This is a genomic window from Pseudomonas sp. LFS074 (assembly GCF_047978165.1).
Classification (GTDB): domain Bacteria; phylum Pseudomonadota; class Gammaproteobacteria; order Pseudomonadales; family Pseudomonadaceae; genus Aquipseudomonas; species Aquipseudomonas putida_P.
The window spans coordinates 3,046,125-3,063,748 of the sequence record NZ_JBFPFV010000001.1; the positions used below are offsets into that span (position 1 = coordinate 3,046,125).

Genomic DNA, 17,624 nt, shown 5'->3' on the forward strand with positions numbered 1-17,624 from the left:
CCCGCACCTCCTTCCCTCCTCGTGGTCCTGCGCATTTTTCTGGTTTTTCAACCGCGCCAACTGATGGCGTTCATGCGGGCGTTTGCCTGCGGAAGAGGTTTGCTATGGATTGGAAAGTATTTTTACTGCGCGTTGCCATTGCCCTGCTGCTGGGGGCGCTGATCGGTGCCGAACGGCAATTGCGCCAACGCCTGACCGGGCTGCGCACCAATGCACTGGTCAGTACCGGTGCCTGCCTGTTCGTGCTGATGACCCAGGCAGTGCCAGGCATGGCGCCTGCCGATGCGTCGCGCGTGGCCGCCTATGTCGTGTCGGGCATCGGCTTTCTGGGTGGCGGCGTGATCATGCGCGACGGTTTCAACGTGCGTGGCCTGAACACCGCAGCCACCTTGTGGTGCACGGCTGCAGTCGGCGTGCTGTGCAGCCTTGGGCTGCTGTTGGAGGCTGCGCTGGGTAGCCTGGTGGTGCTGTGCGCCAATATCCTGCTGCGCGACATCGCCCAGCGCCTGGACCGTCAGGACGTGGTGCCGGCCAGCGAGGTGGAGCAGCACTTCGAAGTACGTATCGTCTGCCGCGCCGAGGACGAGATTCAGGTGCGCAGCCTGATGCTGCATAGCCTGGGCGACCCGCAACTGCGGCTGCAGTCACTGCAGAGCGCAGACCTGGACAACCCTGCACGCCTGGAAGTACGTGCCGAACTGCTGGGCACCACGCAGGCGCCGGCGCAGCTGGAGCGGCTGGTCAGCCGGGTCAGCCTGGAGAAAGGTGTAAGCTCGGTGCGCTGGCAATTACAGCCGCAGGTGTTGGCGGCTGATTAGAACGACAGGAGTGATTCATGCTTATCCGCCCTACCCTTGAGCGCGACATTCAACGGCTGCCAGGCGTCGAGCGATCGGCAGCCCAGGCTTTTGTCGGCTGGCCGGCACTGGCCTGGCTGGCGCAAGGTGATGTGATGGACTGCGCTGCACACAGGGCTTTCGTCGAGGAAGGTGGTAGTTGGGTCGCTGAGGATCCGGCTGGGCGCATTGTCGGTTTTGCCTGCGCCAGGCTTGCGGACCAAGCGCTGCACCTTCATGAAATATCAGTGTGCCGGGAGGGCCAAGGGCAAGGTGTCGGGCGCCGCTTGCTGCGGCAAGTGGTCGATGCCGCACGCTGCGCCGGTGTGCGCGAGCTGACCTTGACCACCTTTGTCGATGTGCCCTGGAATGCGCCGTTTTATGCCCGTTTTGGGTTTGAGAGGCTGCATGAAAGGCTGCTGAACGATCGACTCCGGGGCATTCTGGCCAGCGAGCACGCTCACGGTCTCGAAGGGCGTTGTGCAATGCGCCTCTGCGTCGGCCATTAACCTATGGGGCTGGCAAGGCCGCTCTGCACTGGGCCAGCGCCTCGTCCCGTTCTTTCACGCGCTCCTCGAGCCGCTGCAACTGGCGAGCCTGCTCGGCGCACACATCGTGCCTGTGCTCCAGGTTTTGCGCTTGCTCCTCCAGTTGGCGACGCATTTCCTCGCTGGCGCCCTGGGCCTGGGCCAGGATCGTGCGCAAGCCCTGGATCTGCGCTTCACGCTGTTCCAGCAACTCGCCCTGCGCCCGGCACTCGCTGGCGGCCTGGCGGTGCTCGCCCAGCAACCGCTCGTTATCGCGGTGCAGACGGGTTAGCTCGTCCTGCTTGACGATCATGCCTTGCTGTAGCTGGCGTATTTCCACCTGCATCTGCTGCAACTGCGCTTCATGGCGGCGCTGTTCCTGCTCGCGCTGTTCACGGCTGGCATTGCGGTAGTGCTCCAGAGCATCGCGGGCATGGCGGTGCTTGTCTTCCAGCGACTTGACCTGCTCGTCCTTGTCGGTCAGGCGCACCTGCAATTCACCTAGCGACTGGTTAAGGCTGGCGCTGCGCAGTTGTTCCGCTTGCAACGTGCTTTGCGTGGACAGCCGTTTTTCTGTCTCGGCGGCCAAGGCCGCTGCATCGATCTTGTGTTGCTGATGAGCTGCATTCAGCGCCTGCTGGGCGATTTCCAGCTGCGCCTCAAGCGTTTCCCGCTGTTGGGTGAAGGTGCTCTCGGCCTGTTCGATCTTCAAATCGGCCTCGTCCTGCAGCTGGGTTGCCAGTTGCCCGACCAGGCGGCTCAGCACATCGCTCAGCGCAGCGCCGCCTTCGGAGGCCACCGGCTGCTGGCCGTTCAACTCCTTCAGATAGCGGTGAATGGTGGTTTTAGAGCCGGTATTGCCCAGCTCGATACGTATGGCATCGATGCTGGGGTTCTCGCCCCGGGCAATCAGCGCCTGCCGCGCCTGCTGCACTACCACCTTGTTGATACCGCCGCGCGCCATGCTTGCTCCTACGATTCTGTACTGTGTTATGTAATATGTAATTACGTACCAATTATGACGACTTCAAAGCGCAGCTGCAATCAATTACTATGGTTGAATAATCACGGCTTATCGCATGTCAGGCATAAAATTGGCAAAACGATCGCGAATAACCGTATGTTCAAAAGCAAAACGCCCCGCCAGGCACGGGGCCTGCGGGGCGTTGCATAGGGGCGTAGTGGCGTATCAGAACGAGCGGTCGACCCGCGCAGGCGTGCGGCGCATCAGCACCTTGCCATTGCGCACCGACACCAGTGCATGCCCTTGGCTGCGCACCATCTCGTAATCATCCGGCGCCGACAGCAGCAACAGGTTTGCGGGGCGCCCCACTTCGATGCCATAGCGTTCGCCCAGGTTCAGCGTGCGGGCGCTGTTGTCGGTGATCAGGTCCAGGCAGCGCTGCAGGTCTTCATAGCCGAGCATGTGGCAGATGTGCAGCCCTGCTTCGAGAATGCGCAGAATGTTGCCGTTGCCCAGCGGGTACCACGGGTCGACGATGGAGTCCTGGCCAAAACACACGTTCATCCCGGCGCGGTCGATCTCGGCCACGCGGGTGACGCCACGGCGTTTCGGGTAGTTGTCGAAGCGCCCCTGCAGGTGAATGCTCTCGGTCGGGCACGACACGAAGTTGATGCCAGACAACTTGAGCAGGCGGAACAGCTTGTAGCAGTAGGCATTGTCATACGAGCCCATGGCCACGGTATGGCTGGCCGTAACCCGCGCCCCCATGTCGCGTACCCGGGCTTCTTCGGCCAACACTTCGAGGAAACGCGATTGCGGGTCGTCGGTTTCGTCGCAGTGCACGTCCACCAGGCAGCCGGTGCGCTCGGCCAGGTCCATCAGGAACTTCACCGACGATACACCCTGGTCGCGGGTGTTCTCGAAATGCGGAATACCGCCGACCACATCGGCACCGATGGCCACCGCTTCGGTCATCAGCGCCCGTCCGTTGGCGTACGACTCGATCCCTTCCTGGGGGAAGGCGACGATCTGCAGGTCGACCTGCTCGCGCACTTCGTCACGCACCTCGACCATTGCCTTGAGCGCAGTGAGTTTCGGGTCGGTTACATCGACATGGGTGCGCACATGCTGGATACCGTGGTCGACCAGCATGCCGATGGTCTTTTTCGCGCGCGTCTTGATGTCGTCATGGGTGGTGGTTTCCTTGCGTTCAGCCCAGCATTCGATGCCTTCGAACAAGGTGCCGCTCATGTTCCACCTGGGTTCACCCGCAGTCAGTGTGGCGTCCAGGTGGATGTGCGGCTCCACGAAGGGCGCCACGACCAGGTTTTGCCCGGCGTCCAGGTCATCGACACCCGCGAGCGCCACCACCTCGGCTTGGGGCACGATGGCGGCAATGCGCGCGCCGTTCAGTTCGATACGGAACAGGCCGGGTTTGCCGCGTAGGCGTGCGTTGATAATGTTCATGCTGTTACTCCTTGCCGTGGGCTTCGCTCATGCGCCACACCAGCATGGCGACCGAAGCATTCATGCGAAAAAGCGGGTCGTCGAGAGACTGCCCGCTCAGTTGTTCGATGCGCTGGATGCGCTGATTGATGGTGTTGCGGTGCAACCCCAAGCGCTGTGCGGCCTTCAGCCCATTGCCGTTTTCCATGAGCAAGGCGTCGAGGGTATGCACCAGGGCATTGGCCTGCTTGCGCCCAGGGGCGATCAGCGGCCCGAGGGTGCGGCTGACGAAGTCGTCGATCAGCGAGCGGTCGACAATACCTTGCAGCAGGCGCAGTACGCCCAGTTCGCTGAAGTTGCAAAAGCCGTTGGCTGGGCGCAGGTGCTGCGCCACATCCAGCGCCTGGCGCGCCTCGTTGAGGGCCTGGCGGTAGTGCGCACACTCTTCGGCGAGGCTCGACAAGCCCATGTACAGGCTCAGTTCACCCGTCGCGGCCTGCAGTTGCCGGTACAGCACCGCCAACGTCTCGGCCAGGTCGGGCGTGTCGGCCAGTAGCACCACGAACAGGTCGCCCGGTAACTGCGCCGTTACGCTGCCTGGCCGCTGACGGCACCAGGCTTCGAGTTGGTCCTCCAGGGCCTGACGGGTAGCCTGCCAGGTACGCTCACCGTGAGCCAGCCCGTGGCGCTCGAACAAGCTATCTACGCCCGCCAGGCGCAAAGCCAGCAGGCGCCGTGGGTGGTCCAGCGCCAGTTGCAGGTGCGCTGCTCGCTGCCTTGCAATCGCCAGGCTCGGGTAGTCGCCTGTGAGCAGTTGGCCAAGGATGTCGTTGCGCGAGCGACGCACCTGGCTCATCTGCACCAGTGCCGTGCCGATCAGGTGGGTGACCACCACCATCTTCAGCGCGTAGGGCTGCTCGATCAGCGGCAAGCCCAGTTGCTCTGCATATGCGATAACGGACGCCGGGATGCTCTGGATGAAGCTGCCGCCAGTGAGAATCACCATGCCGGCAATGCCCACGGCCTCGCCGTCCTCTACCAGGCTCAGCAAGTTGGCCTCGCCGCGCGGATGGTTGATGCCCGTGACGAACACCAGTTCACCGCCCATCACCCATTCGGCGATGCCCTCGTTTTCCGCCACGTAAGGCCAGCGCACTCGCCGTTGCAGGTTGCGCGCTCCGGCCCGCACGCTCATTTCGTGCAGGCCGGGTAAATGCAGGATCTCGTCCAGCGCCAGGCTCACGGCTCGACGCCCGCCTGGCCAGGCGCACGGCGGCGTGCACCCAGCTCATGGATGACGATATAGCACAGCGCCGAGGCGCCGATACCCACCAGCGGAGCGACCCATGGCGAGGCGTAGGCCAGTACCGCACCTACGGCATAGGCAAACAGGCCTGTCAGGTTGTAGCGTGGCAGGCTTACCGTGCTCAGTGCCGGGTACTTGCCACGGTGGCGATACCAGAAGTCGGCCATGATGACCCCGCCCACCGGCGGAATGATCGAGCCCAGCAGTACCAGGAACGGGATCAGCATTTCATACATGCCGCCAATCGCCAGCACGATGCCAACCCCGGCTGCCATCAGTGTTGCCGTGCGCCGACGCTCACTGCGTAGCAGGTGGCAGGCGGCGGCCGACACGTTATAGATAGTCGGCCCCTGGATGGTCCACAGGTTCAAGCACAGCATCACCACCGCCGCGAACGACAGGCCCTGCAGCATCATTACCTCGACGATATCGGCCTGCTGGTAAACCATCGCGCACCAGGCACCGGCCACCACCATCAGGCCGTTGCCAAGCAGGAATGCCACCACGCTGGCGATCACCGCTACCCGGCCGCTGCGTGACAGCCGCGTCCAGTTGGTGGCCTGGGTGGCACCACTGGCGAAGGTGCCGAAGACCATGGTCACCGCCGCTGAAAAGGTCATGGTTTCGTGTGGTATCACGGCGGCCAGGCCGGCAAAGCCACCGGCATCGCGGGTGGCGATGTACATGGACACCAACAGCAGCACGAACATCAATGGCACTGACACCCGCGACAGCACGTCCAGCCCCTTGAAGCCGATGATGGCAGTGACACTGAAGCCCAGTCCGAACAGCACCATCAGCGGTACGCTGAAGCCCTCTGCCAACCCCAGCAGCTTGACCAGCACGATGGCTACCGTGGCCGTGCCCCAGGCATACCAGCCCAGTTCAGCGAAACCCAACAGAAAATCCGAAAGCCGGCTGCCCGCCTCACCGAAACAGAAGCGCCCCATCAACACCGTGTTAAGCCCGCTGCGCGAGGCGATGAACGCCAGCGCTGCGGCATACAAGGCCAACAGGCTGTTGCCAAGGGTTGCCACCCACAACATGTCGACAAAGCCGAAGGCCATGCCCAGCTTGCCGCCAGCGAACATCGTGCCGGTAAAAAAGGTGAAGCTGAACAGGACCATCGCGATCGGTAGCAGGCCCTTGCGGGCGGACTGCGGGGCTTCGCTTAGGGGGAATTCACTGGGTGAGCTCATTGCACGGGGCTCCGGATTGTAGTTGGGAGCAGAAAGAGCAATATGCGGGCCGCTTTTTCCAGGGCCGCAACCCAGGAAAAAGCGGGCGGGAAGCCTAGATATTCATGTGCAACATGAACATTAAAGCGCCTATATGAGGATATTAAAGTGTGCTTGACGACTTATTTTGAGGCATTCATGCACCAAAGCGGGTCTGGGCTGGGAACTAATCACCCAGCCAACCGGGCGTCGCGCATGCATGAGCACGCAAGCGGTGCAATCAAAATGCACCAATCAAATATCAAGCATATTTTTATATTCTGAAAAATAATAATAAAAATAGATCAAAACAGTATTTCTGCCTTACTCACCCCCTTGTTACAGTCCTTCCAGACCCGACCCCTCGCACGGTGGAGGCCCCGATTCATCCACCTGCGAGCTGCCCGAAACGGGGCACCAGTGGCAGTGCGGATGACCGGATTGACGATCATTTCCTCCGTGAGTTAGCGCCATGTCCCAAGTAGCCCCACGCCACAGCATCACCAACCTGCCACACCAGAACCATCGCTTGCAGCTAAGTGCCCCGCCTACCTTCAGCGACCTGTCTGCCGAACGCCTGCACCGCAAGCAACGCCTGGCCGCCTCGTACAGGTTGTTTGCCGAGCTGGGCTTCGAAGTGGGCCTGGCGGGCCATTTCACCGCCCGCGACCCGATCGAGACTGACCACTACTGGATCAACCCGCTGGGCGTGCCATTTACGCAAATCCGTACCTCAGACTTGCTACGCGTGGATGGCCAAGGCCAGGTCGTCGAAGGCAACGGCCTGCTCAACACCAGCGCGCTCGAGCTGCATTACCAATTGCAGCAGGCACGCCCCGAAGTGATCGGTATCGCCCACCTGCACAGCTTTCATGGCCGGGTCTGGTCATCGCTGGGCCAGCTGTTCCAGCCGATCACGGCCGAAGCCTCGGCCTTCCGTGGCGAGCAGGTGTTGTTCGACCGCAACGCCCTGCGTGATGCCGGCGGTGGCCTGCTGCAAGACCGCGACCTGGTTGCCCGGGCCTTCGTCGAAACCTTCGCCGGGCATAACCTGCTGGTCTGGCAGAACCATGGGCTGTGGGTCACCGGCCAGTCGGTCGAAAGCGCAGCCTGGCGTTTCATCCTCGCCGACGACACCGCTCGCGCGCACTTGCTCGCTTATGCTGCCGGGCAGCCGCGCGTACCGGAACAGCTCGAAGGGGCCAGCAACCCGGCCCAACGCGAACTGTTCGCCTGGTTGAACTTTGTGCCGCTGTGGGACCGTATCGTCCAGCAGCAGCCCGACCTCCTGGACTGAGGTGCAGTGCATGGCTTACTCCATCAGCCGCCGCACCTTGCTGCAACGCAGCGCCGCTGCAGCCCTGGCCGTGGGGCTCGGCCCACAGCTGGCCAACGCCAGCGAGGCCCTGCGGGTGTGGCGCTACAAAGGCCAGGCGGCGAGCTTCCTCGCCGATGCCGGGCAAGCCGCTACACCTTATCCACTGCAGTGGGTGGATGTGCCTGGTGGGGCCATGGTACTGGAGGCCTTCGCCGGCAACAGCCTGGACTACGCCTTCATGAGCCCGGTATTGCCACTGTTTGCAAGCGCTGCCGGTAACCCGCTGGTATTGATTGCCAGCTATCAAGGCGAGCAGAACCGTAGCAGCGTGATCGTCAAGCGTGGCAGGGGGATCGATACCCTGGCCGACCTCAAGGGCAAGCGGGTGAGTTTTGTACGTGCCACCGACACCCATTACCTGCTGCTGAACCTTTTGCGCGATCAGCAACTGACCCTCGCTGACATCCAGGCCCGGCCAATGCCAGCCCGCGATGCCCTGGTGGCATTCCAGAACGGCCATCTCGACGCCCTCGTCGCCGGCGGCATCGGCGCACTGCAGGCCCAGGTCAGCATGAACGGCGTGGTGCTGGCCGAGGCCAACCGCTACCCGTGCAGCAACTACCTGATCGCTACCAGCGCCCAGGTGCTGCAGCAGCCGGGCAAGCAAGCGGCCATTCGCGATTTTCTGCAACGCGAAAAAGCCACGTGGGCCTGGGTCGAGCAGCACCCTCAGGCCTGGGCGGAACGTAGCGAGCGCCTGACCGGTATCCCCCGCGCACTCTACTTGCAGCAATACGAGCAACGCCGCTTGCCTAGCCGCCTGCTGCCGGTCAGCGAAGACGCGATCGCGGCCCAGCAGCGTATCGCCGACCTGTTCCATGACAGCGGCCTGCTGCGCCAGCCACTGCAGGTACGTCGCTTTTGGGACGATCGCTTCAACCTTCTGCTCAGCGGCTAGGCCCCGCTGCGGCAAACGCACCGGCGCGCGCCGGACGACTCCAAGGCACATCGACCCCGGGAGCAACGCACCTCCCGCGGACCAGGCTGCGCCTGCACTGCGTGCAACACCCATGAGAGCCCGTTCGATCGCACATCCAGGGCCTGATCTGCCAATCGAACCCAAGGAACAGTCATGAAGTCTGTGTTTACCCCTTTAACGCTGGCCCCCACCTTGCTCGCCGGCTACCTGCTCACCCCGCTGGCCATGGCGGCCGAGGCTGACGCTGCACTCGACACGGTGATCGTCACCGGCTCGCGGGGCAGCGATGTGCGTACCGTCACCAGCAGCCCGGCACCGATCGACGTGATCGACAGCAAGCAGTTGGAACAGACTGGCGAATCCAGCCTGCGCGGTGCGCTGCAGAAAACCTTGCCATCGTTCTCCCAACGCCCTTCCGGTACGTCCAATGACAGCGTCGCCCGCCCCTACAGCCTGCGCGGTCTGAACGGTTCCAACGTGCTGGTGCTGGTCAACGGCAAGCGCCGCCACAACAGTGCCGTGATCAACCTCGACTCCACCGCCGCCTACGGCACCAACCCCGTCGACCTCGACATGATCCCCATCAGCGCCATCGACCACGTCGAGATATTGCGTGATGGTGCCTCGGCGCAGTATGGCTCCGATGCCATCGCCGGGGTGATCAACATCATCCTCAAGCAGCGCGACAACGGTGGTTCGGTCAGCACCCAGTACGGCCAGTACTACAAGGGCGATGGCGATAACCTGCGGCAAACCCTCAACCAGGGCCTGGCCCTGGGCGACAACGGCGGCTTCTTCAACTACGCCCTGGACGCCAAGTCGGTACAGACTGCCACCCGCTCGCGCGAGGCCACCGGCAACCTGTACTTCGCCGGCGACCCACGCAACGACAGCGCCGACCGCCATGTGCAGAAGAATGGCCTGCCAAAGATCAAGGCCATCAACCTGTCCTACAACGCCGAGCTGCCCGTCAATGACGCCCTGACTCTTTACTCGTTCTCCACGTTCAGCAAACGCGATGCCCGTGGCGGGCAAAACTACCGCCGCCCGAACTCGACCAACATCATCCCCGAGATCTACCCGGACGGTACTGCGCCCTTCTATACCCTGGAAGAAACCGACTACCAGGCTGCCGCCGGCGGCCGTGGCGAGCTGGGCGAATGGCACTGGGACCTGAGCTCTACCTTTGGCCGTGACAAGGGCCAGGCCGGTGCCGACGAAACCCTTAACGCCTCGCTCGGCCCGACCAGCCCGACGCGCTTCGACACTTACACCAACTACTTCGACCAGTGGACCAACAACCTCGACCTGACTCGCGCCTTCGAGGTTGGCCTGGCCAAGCCGCTGCAGGTGTCGTGGGGCCTGGAGCATCGTCATGAGCGCTACAAGACCGAGTCCGATGACCCGCTTTCGTACATCAATGGCGGTTACATCTACCCCAGTGGCCCACTGGCTGGCCAGCCGGGTGCAGTCGGCGCCCAGGGCGCAATCACCCTGACCCCCGAAGACGAAGGCCAGCTCAGCCGCAACAGCTACGCCAGCTACCTCGACCTGGGCCTGAACCCCACCGACAAACTGTGGCTGGGGGTGGCCGCGCGTTTCGAGAAGTACGACGACAGCAGCGGCAACACACGCAGCGGCAAGCTTTCCGCACGCTACGACTTCACCTCCACCTTCGCCGTGCGCGGCACCCTCAGCAACGGCTTTCGCGCACCATCGCTGTCCCAGTCGGTCTACGCCCAGACGTCCAACCAGTACACCCTCGTCAATGGCGTGGCGCAGTTCGTCGAGGCCAAGACCGTGCGTGTCGATTCGCCACTGGCCCAGGCACTGGGGGCTGAAGACCTTAGCCCGGAGAAATCGCGCAACATCAGCATCGGCTTTACCTGGCAGCCTCTGCCCCAGGCCAGCCTGACCCTGGATGCCTACCAGATCGAAATCCGCGATCGCATTGCCCTCACCGGCTTCCTCTATGGCAACGGCGTCGACCAGGTACTGCTCGACAACGGCTACAGGCCCGGATACCGGGTCAAGTACTTCACCAACGCCGCCGACACCACCACCCGCGGGGTCGACCTGGTGGCCGACTACCGCGTCGACTACGGCCGCTATGGCCGGGCCAAGTACGGCGTGGGTTTCAACTACAACAAGACCGAGATCGACGACATCAAGGAGACGCCGGCATCGTTGCGGGCTGCGGGCAATAACCTGGAACTGTTCGACCGCGTGGCACAGGGCTACCTGACCGTTGCCAACCCCAAGACCAAATTGATCCTCAGCGCCAACTGGCAGATCGAACGTTTCACCATCAATGCTGCACTGACCCGCTACGACAAGGTCATCGCCCGTGACGCCAATCCTGACTATGACGTGACCTACGGCGCGAAATGGCTCACTGACCTGGAAGTGGCCTATGCCCTGACCGACAACTTCGACATCGCCGTAGGTGCCAACAACCTGTTCGACGTACGCGCCGACAACAACGGCTACCCCGCGGGCGACATCAACGGCTTCCCGAAATTTGGCTCGATCTCGCCGTTCGACCCTTACGGCGGCTTCTGGTACACGCGCATCGCCTACAACTTCTGACCCCACCGACCGTGCGCCCGCCGCGCTTGGCGGGCGCCAGGAGAACCTTTATGAGCCAAGGCCAGTTTGTTCTCGGCGCCTTTATCCCCGGTACCCTCAGCGGCAGCGCCTGGCGTCTGCCCGAAGCACCGCTGGACACGTTCAGGCAGCTCGAGCATTACCAGTACATCGCCCGCAAGCTGGAGGCCGGGCGCTTCCACTCGCTGTTCTTCAACGACACCCTCGATGTCAAACTCGACCTGGCCTTGCAGCGCGGCCCCAACAGCGTGCGCTGGGACCCGCTGATCCTTGCCCCGGCGCTGGCGGCCAGCACCCGGCATATCGGCCTGATCGCCACCGCCAGCAGCACCTACAACGAGCCCTACAACATCGCCCGCAAGTTTGCCGCGCTCGACCACCTCAGCGGTGGCCGCGCTGGCTGGAACCTGGTGACCTCGCTGGGTGGCGGCGAAAACTTCAACCGCCAGGAGCATGTCGAGCACGATGACCGCTACGCCCGCGCCGAAGAGTTCTACGATGTGGTCAGCGGCCTGTGGGACAGCTGGGCCGACGATGCCTTCGTTCAGGACAAGGCCAGCGGTACCTGGCTGGACATCGACAAGCTGCACGTGCTCAACCACCAGGGCGAGCACTTTCAGGTGCGCGGGCCCTTGAACGTCGCGCGTTCGCCGCAAGGCCATCCCGTGGTGGCCCAGGCGGGCGCCTCCGCAGCCGGCAAACGGCTGGCGGCGCGGGTGGGCGAACTGATCTTCACCGCCCAGCACACCCTGGAACAGGGCAAGGCGTTTTATCGCGAAACCAAGCAGGCCGCTGCCGGCTTGGGCCGTGGGGGCCACGAACTCAAGGTACTCCCCGGCGTCGCGCCGGTGGTGGGCAAGACCCTCGCCCACGCCCAGGCCAAGTACGACCGCCAGCAGCAGTTGCTGGAGCCCAAGGCTTTTCTCAGCTCCATTTCGCGTTTCGCCAGCCTTGGCTACGACCTGTCGGAACTGCCATTCGATGAGGTGGTGCCCCTGCCGCCGGAGCACTTCACCACCAACACCCACCAAAGCCGGCAAAAGCTGGTGTACGACCTGATCCGCCGCGAGCGGCCGACGGTGCGGCAGCTGTTCAACCAACTCACCTCCGGTGGCCACCGCATCCTGATAGGCACCCCGCAGAGCATTGCCGACGATCTGCAGGCGTGGTTCGAGGCCGGCGCCGCCGACGGTTTCAACATCATGTTCAGCGGCCTGCACTCGGCCATCGACGACTTTGTCGACGGCGTGGTGCCTGAGCTGCAACGGCGCGGGCTGTTCCAGCGCGAATACGCCGGCAGCACGCTGCGGGAAAACCTCGGCCTGCCTTACCGCGCCAACCGCTTTTTCTAAGGAGTGTTCATGTTCCGACCTTTGGCTTCATTGAGCCTGGCCATTGCCCTGGCCCTGGCCGGTTGCGACGACAAACCGGCGCAACCGGCCAGCAGCGCTGAGGCAGCCACCCCGCAGCAAGGCGGCGTGCTACGGGTAGCCTTTGACGGCGACCCCAACTGCATCGACCCGCAGCAGGCGGGCAACAACACTGCCCTCAACGTCGGCCGGCAACTGGTCGACTCGCTTACCGATCAAGACCCGCAAAGTGCTGCAATCGTGCCGTGGCTGGCCGAGCGCTGGGAGGTCAGTGACGACTCGCGCCAGTTCACTTTCCACCTGCGCGAAGGCGCCACCTTCGCAGACGGCAGCCCGCTGGATGCGGCGGCGGTGAAGGCCAATTTCGAGGCTATCATCGCCTTGGGTGCCCAGGCGCAGCTGGCCAGTACCTACCTGGCCGGCCTGGATACCATTGAAGTGCTCGGGCCGCTTAGCGTGCGCATTGGTTTCCACCAACCCAACGCACAATTCCTCCAGGCCAGCTCTACCATGAGCCTGGGGTTGCTAGCCCCGGCCACCCTCAAGCGCTCCGCCGAGGAACGCTGCCAAGGTGCGCTGGTAGGCAGCGGGCCGTTCAATGTCAAGCGCTTCGAACATAACCGCCTGGTGCGTATCGAGGCCCGCCACGACTATGCCTGGCCATCGTCGTTGGCCGGGCACCAGGGCCGCGCCTGGCTCGACGCCATCGAGTTCCACATCCTGCCGGAATCCGGCGTGCGCCTGGGCAGCCTGTTGTCCGCGCAGATCGACGTCAACACAAGCGTGCCGGTGCAGGACGAGGCCGTGCTGCAAGCTCAGGGCGTGCCGTCGATCGCCCGTTCCAACCCTGGCATTGTCTTCAACCTGACACCCAACGAGTCGCACCCGCCGCTGGACGACGCCAATGTGCGCCGGGCACTGAACAAGGCCATCGACCGCAGCCAGTTGCAGTCGGTGATCTCGCGCTACCAGAAACCGGCCAGCTCGGTACTGGCCAGCAGCACGCCGTATTACCAGGACCTCAGTGCCAGCCTCGCCTTCGATCCCGAAGGTGCCGCCAAGCTGTTGGATGCTGCGGGCTGGGCCAAAGGTGCCGATGGCTGGCGCCAGCGCGATGGCCAGCGCCTGAGCTTCGCCCTCGACTACTGGCAGGCCACCACCCCGGTGCTGGAACTGGTGCAGCAGCAACTGCGCCAGGCTGGCGTGGAGCTGCGCCTGAACAAGTCCACCATTGGCCAGGTGAGCCTGCTGCAGACTTCGCAAAACTACCAGCTGTGGTTCTTCAACCTGACCCGCGCCGACCCGGACGTATTGCGCACCGTGTTCCTCGCCGCAGGTCGCAACGTCAACGTGCGTGGCGCGCTGCCACTGGACCAGGCCCTGCTCGATTCGGCAGCCAGCCTGGATGCGCACAAACGTGGCGAGCTGATCGCTCAAGCCAGCCAGGCGTTACTGGAGCAAGGCCATGTCATTCCGCTGGTGGAGGCTGCAACGGTCACAGCGTTTCGCCATGCCGTGCGCGGCCTGCACTACGAAGCCTCGACTCGTCTGCAGTTTTATGACACCTGGCTGGCACAACCAGAGGCCACCAAACCATGACCACGCTGACTTATCGCCACGCCGTACCGTGGCGGCTGGCCCAGGCACTGCTGGTGCTGTGGGCTGCATTTTCCCTGTCGTTCGTCATCCTCTACGCGTTGCCCGGTGACCCGGTGGCGATCTTGCTGGCACAGAGCGGCGAGCCAGGCGCGGTAGACCCGGCAAAGGTGGCCGAACTGCGCGCTCGCTACCACCTCGATGGCAGCTTGTGGCAACAGTACGGCGGTGCACTCTGGCGCCTGTTGCAGCTGGACTTGGGCCATTCGCTGCAAAGCGGCAAGCCAGTGGCTCAGGCCCTGGCAGACGCGTTGCCCGCCACCTTGTCCCTGGCGTTCGCCGCACTGGCCCTGGCCGTGCCACTGGGCATCGGCTTGGCCCTGGCGGCGCATCAGGTACGCCAGCGCACGTTGCAGAGCGCTTTGCATAACGCCCCGGCCGTGGTGGTGTCGTTGCCGACCTTCTGGGTTGGCCTGGTGCTGTTGCAGCTGTTTTCCTTCCAACTGCACTGGCTGCCGGCCATGGGCAATCAAGGCCCGGCCAGCCTGGTGCTGCCGGCGCTAACCCTGGCCCTGCCTTGTGCGGCGATGATCGCTCAGGTACTGGGACGTTCACTGGCCAGTGTCAGCCGCCAGCCATTCGTCCAGGCATTGCGCAGCAAAGGGCTAGGGCCTTGGCGCTTGTTGTGCGGGCACGTGCTGCACAATGCAGCAATACCGCTGCTGAGCCTGGCCGGCACCTTGCTGGGCAACCTGCTGGCCGGGGCGGTGGTGACCGAAACCGTGTTCTCGCGTGAGGGTATCGGCCGCCTGGCCCAGGCCGCAGTGGCCAGCCAGGACATCGCCGTGGTTCAGGGTGTGGTGTTGCTGGCTGCGGCCTTGTACGTGCTGACCAACTTGCTGACCGACCTGTTCTACCCCCTGCTCGACCCACGTATTGGCCAAGGAGGCCGGGCATGAGCGTAAAAACCGCCTATGGCTTTGTACAAGCGAAACGCTGGCCTCGCCTGCCACTGGCATTGAGTGTCGTCCTGTTCCTGCTGGTACTGGGCTGGGCCTTTTGGCCAGAGCTGTTCAGCCGCGCCGACCCGTTGCTGGCCGATCCCAGTCAGGCCTTGCAAGCCCCTTCCGCCCGGCACTGGTTCGGCACCGACCACCTTGGCCGCGACCTGTACGCGCGCTGTGTCCATGGCGCGGCGCTGTCACTGCAGGCGACCAGCATCGCCGTGCTGATCGCTTTGCTGGTCGGCAGTCTGCTGGGTGGCATCGCCGGCTGGTTCGGTGGCCTGGCCGATCGTGCGCTGACAGTGCTGGTGGAGGTGCTGATGGCCATTCCCGCATTGTTGCTGGCGATGGCGATTGTCACGGCGCTGGGCTTCGGCACGCTGGAAATCGCCGTAGCCGTAGGGCTGTCATCCGTGGCCATCTTCGCCCGGCTGGCCCGCGGCGAAGTGCTGCGCTGGCGCAGCCGCAGCTTTGTCGAGGCGGCGCAGGTGGCCGGTGTGGGCAGCTGGTGCAACCTCTGGCGGCATGTGTTGCCGCACGCCGCCGGGCCGCTACTGGCCTTGGCCGCACTGGAGTTCGCCAGTGCCGTGCTGGCTGTGTCGGCGTTGAGCTTTCTCGGCTTTGGCGCACCGCCACCGCAACCGGAGTGGGGCCTGCTGATCGCCGAAGGCCGCAACTACATGGTCGTGGCCTGGTGGTACACCACATTGCCGGGCTTGGTGGTGGCCGCCGTGGTGCTGGCCACTCATCAACTCGCCCATGGGCTGCAACAGTTACAGGGAGATGTGCGATGAACACCCCATTGGTGCGTATCCAGCAGTTAAGCGTCGATTATCCAGGCAACCCGCAAGCCGCCGTACAGGCGCTGGACCTGGAAATTGCCGCAGGTGAAATTGTCTGCCTGGTGGGCGAGTCCGGTTCGGGCAAATCCACCACCGCTGCGGCCCTCGCCGGGCTGCTGCCAGCCGCGGCGCGGCAGCGAGGCCAACTGTGGCTGCAAGGCCAGGCGCTGGAACAATTTGCTGAACGTGACTGGTGCCAACGCCGTGGCCGCCTGGTCGGCTTCGTGCCACAAGACCCCGGCACCTCGCTGGACCCGGTCAAGACCATCGGTGCACAGCTGGTCGAAGCCATGACCGTGCATGGCGTGCCGGGCCGTGAAGCCGGTGCGCGCGGGCTGGCACTGCTGCAGCAGGTGGGCCTCAGGGATGCCGAGCAACTGTCCCGCCGCTACCCCCATGAGCTGTCGGGTGGCATGTGCCAGCGGGTGTTGATCGCAATCGCCTTGGCCAATGACCCACCGCTGTTGATCGCCGACGAACCCACCAGCGCCCTGGATGTCAGCGTGCAGCGGCAAATTCTAGACCGCCTGCAGCAACTGGTGCGCGCACGCGGCAGCAGCTTGTTGCTCATCACCCATGACCTGGCGGTGGCGCTGGACCGTGCCGATCGCATTCTGGTGATGCGCAACGGCCAACTGCTGGAGAGCGGCACGCCCGCGCAGTTATGGCATGCACCCAAGCATCCCTACACGCGGCAGCTGCTGGCGGCCTCACCGTTGGCACGCCTGCAGCAACGGCGTACTGGCCCAGCCAGCGCAGTTGGCGAACCCCTGTTGCAGGTCAGTGGCCTGATGCGGCGTTTCAACCGGCATGCCGCGCCGGTGGTCGACGGTGTCAGCTTCACCCTGCCCCGTGGCAGTACCACCAGCCTGGTGGGCGAGTCAGGTTCGGGTAAGTCCACCACTGCCCGCATCATCCTGGCCTTGGAGCAAGCCAGTGCAGGCAGCGTGTTGTTCGACGGCCAGCCAATACTGGGCGCCAGCCGGCGCCAATTGCATGCCTACCGGCGGCGAGTGCAACTGGTCTACCAGAACCCCTGGGCTGCGTTGGACCCTAGGCACAACCTGCTGCAGATCGTCAGTGAGCCGATGCGCGCCTTTGCCATTGGCGCGCGACGAGACGATCGGCAGCGGGTGCTGGGTTTGCTGGAGCGGGTCGGGTTACCCGCCGAGTTGCTGCTGCGTCGGCCTGGAGCGTTGTCTGGTGGGCAGCGCCAGCGTGTGGCTATCGCTCGTGCCTTGGCGGCTGAACCGGAGCTGCTGGTGCTCGATGAGCCGCTGTCGGCCCTGGATGCGCCCGTGCAGGCACAGGTGTTGGCGTTGTTGCAGCGTTTGCAGGCTGAGCTGGGGCTGACCTACCTGTTCATTTCACACGACCTGGCGACGGTGCGCGGCATCAGCGATCAGGTGCTGGTGATGCGCCAGGGGCGGCTGGTGGACCAAGGGCCGACCGAGCAGGTGTTCGAGCGGCCCGCGAGTGACTACACGCGGAGCTTGCTGGAGGATATGCCAGGATTGGGCCGGGTATTGCAGGGGGAGCGGCCCTTGGTGCGTGAGGTGGGGTGAGCCTGCAGCGATTGGGTTGGATCACCGATGCTGGGGCTGCTTCGCAG

At 63.9% G+C, this 17,624-nt stretch carries 14 protein-coding genes; 10 read left to right on the forward strand and 4 right to left on the reverse strand.

The window, feature by feature from the left end; translation table 11 throughout:
• The first annotated feature begins 104 nt into the window (after positions 1-104).
• Together ACNQP3_RS13975 and ACNQP3_RS13980 are read left to right on the forward strand one after the other, a co-directional pair.
• Positions 105-818: an MgtC/SapB family protein gene (locus ACNQP3_RS13975; RefSeq protein ID WP_012272287.1), complete on the forward strand. Its 714-nt coding sequence runs from the start codon at positions 105-107 to the stop codon at positions 816-818.
• A 17-nt stretch (positions 819-835) separates the two neighbouring features.
• Positions 836-1,345 carry a GNAT family N-acetyltransferase gene (locus ACNQP3_RS13980; RefSeq protein ID WP_060492364.1) on the forward strand — a complete coding sequence of 170 codons (510 nt, stop codon included), beginning with the start codon at positions 836-838 and terminating at the stop codon, positions 1,343-1,345.
• Between the two features lies 1 nt (position 1,346).
• On the opposite strand, the gene ACNQP3_RS13985 is transcribed toward ACNQP3_RS13980, so the two are convergent.
• The 4 genes from ACNQP3_RS13985 to codB form a co-directional block, all read right to left on the reverse strand.
• Positions 1,347-2,327: a DNA-binding protein gene (locus ACNQP3_RS13985; protein WP_264317245.1), complete on the reverse strand. Its 981-nt coding sequence runs from the start codon at positions 2,325-2,327 to the stop codon at positions 1,347-1,349.
• Positions 2,328-2,552: 225 nt separating this feature from the next.
• Positions 2,553-3,794, reverse strand: a complete 1,242-nt coding sequence (gene codA, locus ACNQP3_RS13990) for a cytosine deaminase (protein ID WP_012272290.1) — start codon at positions 3,792-3,794, stop codon at positions 2,553-2,555.
• 4 nt (positions 3,795-3,798) lie between these two features.
• Positions 3,799-5,016, reverse strand: a complete 1,218-nt coding sequence (locus ACNQP3_RS13995; RefSeq protein WP_060515526.1) for a PucR family transcriptional regulator — start codon at positions 5,014-5,016, stop codon at positions 3,799-3,801.
• Positions 5,013-6,278: a cytosine permease gene (codB, locus tag ACNQP3_RS14000; RefSeq protein WP_264317246.1), complete on the reverse strand. Its 1,266-nt coding sequence runs from the start codon at positions 6,276-6,278 to the stop codon at positions 5,013-5,015. The genes ACNQP3_RS13995 and codB overlap by 4 nt, the downstream gene beginning before the upstream one ends.
• A gap of 490 nt (positions 6,279-6,768) precedes the next feature.
• On the opposite strand from codB, the gene ACNQP3_RS14005 reads away from it, so the two are divergent.
• The 8 genes from ACNQP3_RS14005 (at position 6,769) to ACNQP3_RS14040 (ending at position 17,577) form a co-directional block, all read left to right on the forward strand.
• On the forward strand, positions 6,769-7,593 hold the full coding sequence (locus ACNQP3_RS14005) for a class II aldolase/adducin family protein (RefSeq protein WP_060515524.1): 825 nt from the start codon (positions 6,769-6,771) through the stop codon (positions 7,591-7,593).
• Between the two features lie 10 nt (positions 7,594-7,603).
• The gene (locus ACNQP3_RS14010) at positions 7,604-8,572 is read left to right on the forward strand and encodes an ABC transporter substrate-binding protein (RefSeq protein WP_264317247.1); all 969 of its coding nucleotides are present in this window, start codon (positions 7,604-7,606) and stop codon (positions 8,570-8,572) included.
• A gap of 174 nt (positions 8,573-8,746) precedes the next feature.
• Complete coding sequence (locus ACNQP3_RS14015; protein WP_264317248.1) at positions 8,747-11,182, forward strand: TonB-dependent receptor plug domain-containing protein; 2,436 nt, start codon at positions 8,747-8,749, stop codon at positions 11,180-11,182.
• 50 nt (positions 11,183-11,232) lie between these two features.
• Entirely contained in the window at positions 11,233-12,552 is a 1,320-nt protein-coding gene (locus ACNQP3_RS14020) for an LLM class flavin-dependent oxidoreductase (RefSeq protein WP_264317249.1), read from the forward strand.
• Between the two features lie 9 nt (positions 12,553-12,561).
• The gene (locus ACNQP3_RS14025) at positions 12,562-14,169 is read left to right on the forward strand and encodes an ABC transporter substrate-binding protein (protein WP_264317250.1); all 1,608 of its coding nucleotides are present in this window, start codon (positions 12,562-12,564) and stop codon (positions 14,167-14,169) included.
• Positions 14,166-15,125 (forward strand): ABC transporter permease, encoded by a 960-nt coding sequence (locus ACNQP3_RS14030; protein ID WP_060493672.1) that lies wholly within the window; start codon positions 14,166-14,168, stop codon positions 15,123-15,125. Before ACNQP3_RS14025 ends, ACNQP3_RS14030 begins: the two co-directional genes overlap by 4 nt.
• Positions 15,122-15,964 carry an ABC transporter permease gene (locus tag ACNQP3_RS14035; RefSeq protein WP_264317251.1) on the forward strand — a complete coding sequence of 281 codons (843 nt, stop codon included), beginning with the start codon at positions 15,122-15,124 and terminating at the stop codon, positions 15,962-15,964. Before ACNQP3_RS14030 ends, ACNQP3_RS14035 begins: the two co-directional genes overlap by 4 nt.
• Positions 15,961-17,577: a dipeptide ABC transporter ATP-binding protein gene (locus ACNQP3_RS14040; RefSeq protein ID WP_264317252.1), complete on the forward strand. Its 1,617-nt coding sequence runs from the start codon at positions 15,961-15,963 to the stop codon at positions 17,575-17,577. Before ACNQP3_RS14035 ends, ACNQP3_RS14040 begins: the two co-directional genes overlap by 4 nt.
• Positions 17,578-17,624 lie beyond the last annotated feature (47 nt).

What these genes read in the sequence shown, in the direction of transcription:
- ACNQP3_RS13975 (WP_012272287.1), top strand. Translation starts at nt 105, where the DNA reads ATGGATTGGAAAGTATTTTTACTGCGCGTTGCCATTGCCCTGCTGCTG.
- ACNQP3_RS13980 (WP_060492364.1), top strand. Translation starts at nt 836, where the DNA reads ATGCTTATCCGCCCTACCCTTGAGCGCGACATTCAACGGCTGCCAGGC.
- ACNQP3_RS13985 (WP_264317245.1), bottom strand. Translation starts at nt 2,327, where the DNA reads ATGGCGCGCGGCGGTATCAACAAGGTGGTAGTGCAGCAGGCGCGGCAG.
- codA (WP_012272290.1), bottom strand. Translation starts at nt 3,794, where the DNA reads ATGAACATTATCAACGCACGCCTACGCGGCAAACCCGGCCTGTTCCGT.
- codB (WP_264317246.1), bottom strand. Translation starts at nt 6,278, where the DNA reads ATGAGCTCACCCAGTGAATTCCCCCTAAGCGAAGCCCCGCAGTCCGCC.
- ACNQP3_RS14005 (WP_060515524.1), top strand. Translation starts at nt 6,769, where the DNA reads ATGTCCCAAGTAGCCCCACGCCACAGCATCACCAACCTGCCACACCAG.
- ACNQP3_RS14010 (WP_264317247.1), top strand. Translation starts at nt 7,604, where the DNA reads ATGGCTTACTCCATCAGCCGCCGCACCTTGCTGCAACGCAGCGCCGCT.
- ACNQP3_RS14015 (WP_264317248.1), top strand. Translation starts at nt 8,747, where the DNA reads ATGAAGTCTGTGTTTACCCCTTTAACGCTGGCCCCCACCTTGCTCGCC.
- ACNQP3_RS14020 (WP_264317249.1), top strand. Translation starts at nt 11,233, where the DNA reads ATGAGCCAAGGCCAGTTTGTTCTCGGCGCCTTTATCCCCGGTACCCTC.
- ACNQP3_RS14025 (WP_264317250.1), top strand. Translation starts at nt 12,562, where the DNA reads ATGTTCCGACCTTTGGCTTCATTGAGCCTGGCCATTGCCCTGGCCCTG.
- ACNQP3_RS14030 (WP_060493672.1), top strand. Translation starts at nt 14,166, where the DNA reads ATGACCACGCTGACTTATCGCCACGCCGTACCGTGGCGGCTGGCCCAG.
- ACNQP3_RS14035 (WP_264317251.1), top strand. Translation starts at nt 15,122, where the DNA reads ATGAGCGTAAAAACCGCCTATGGCTTTGTACAAGCGAAACGCTGGCCT.
- ACNQP3_RS14040 (WP_264317252.1), top strand. Translation starts at nt 15,961, where the DNA reads ATGAACACCCCATTGGTGCGTATCCAGCAGTTAAGCGTCGATTATCCA.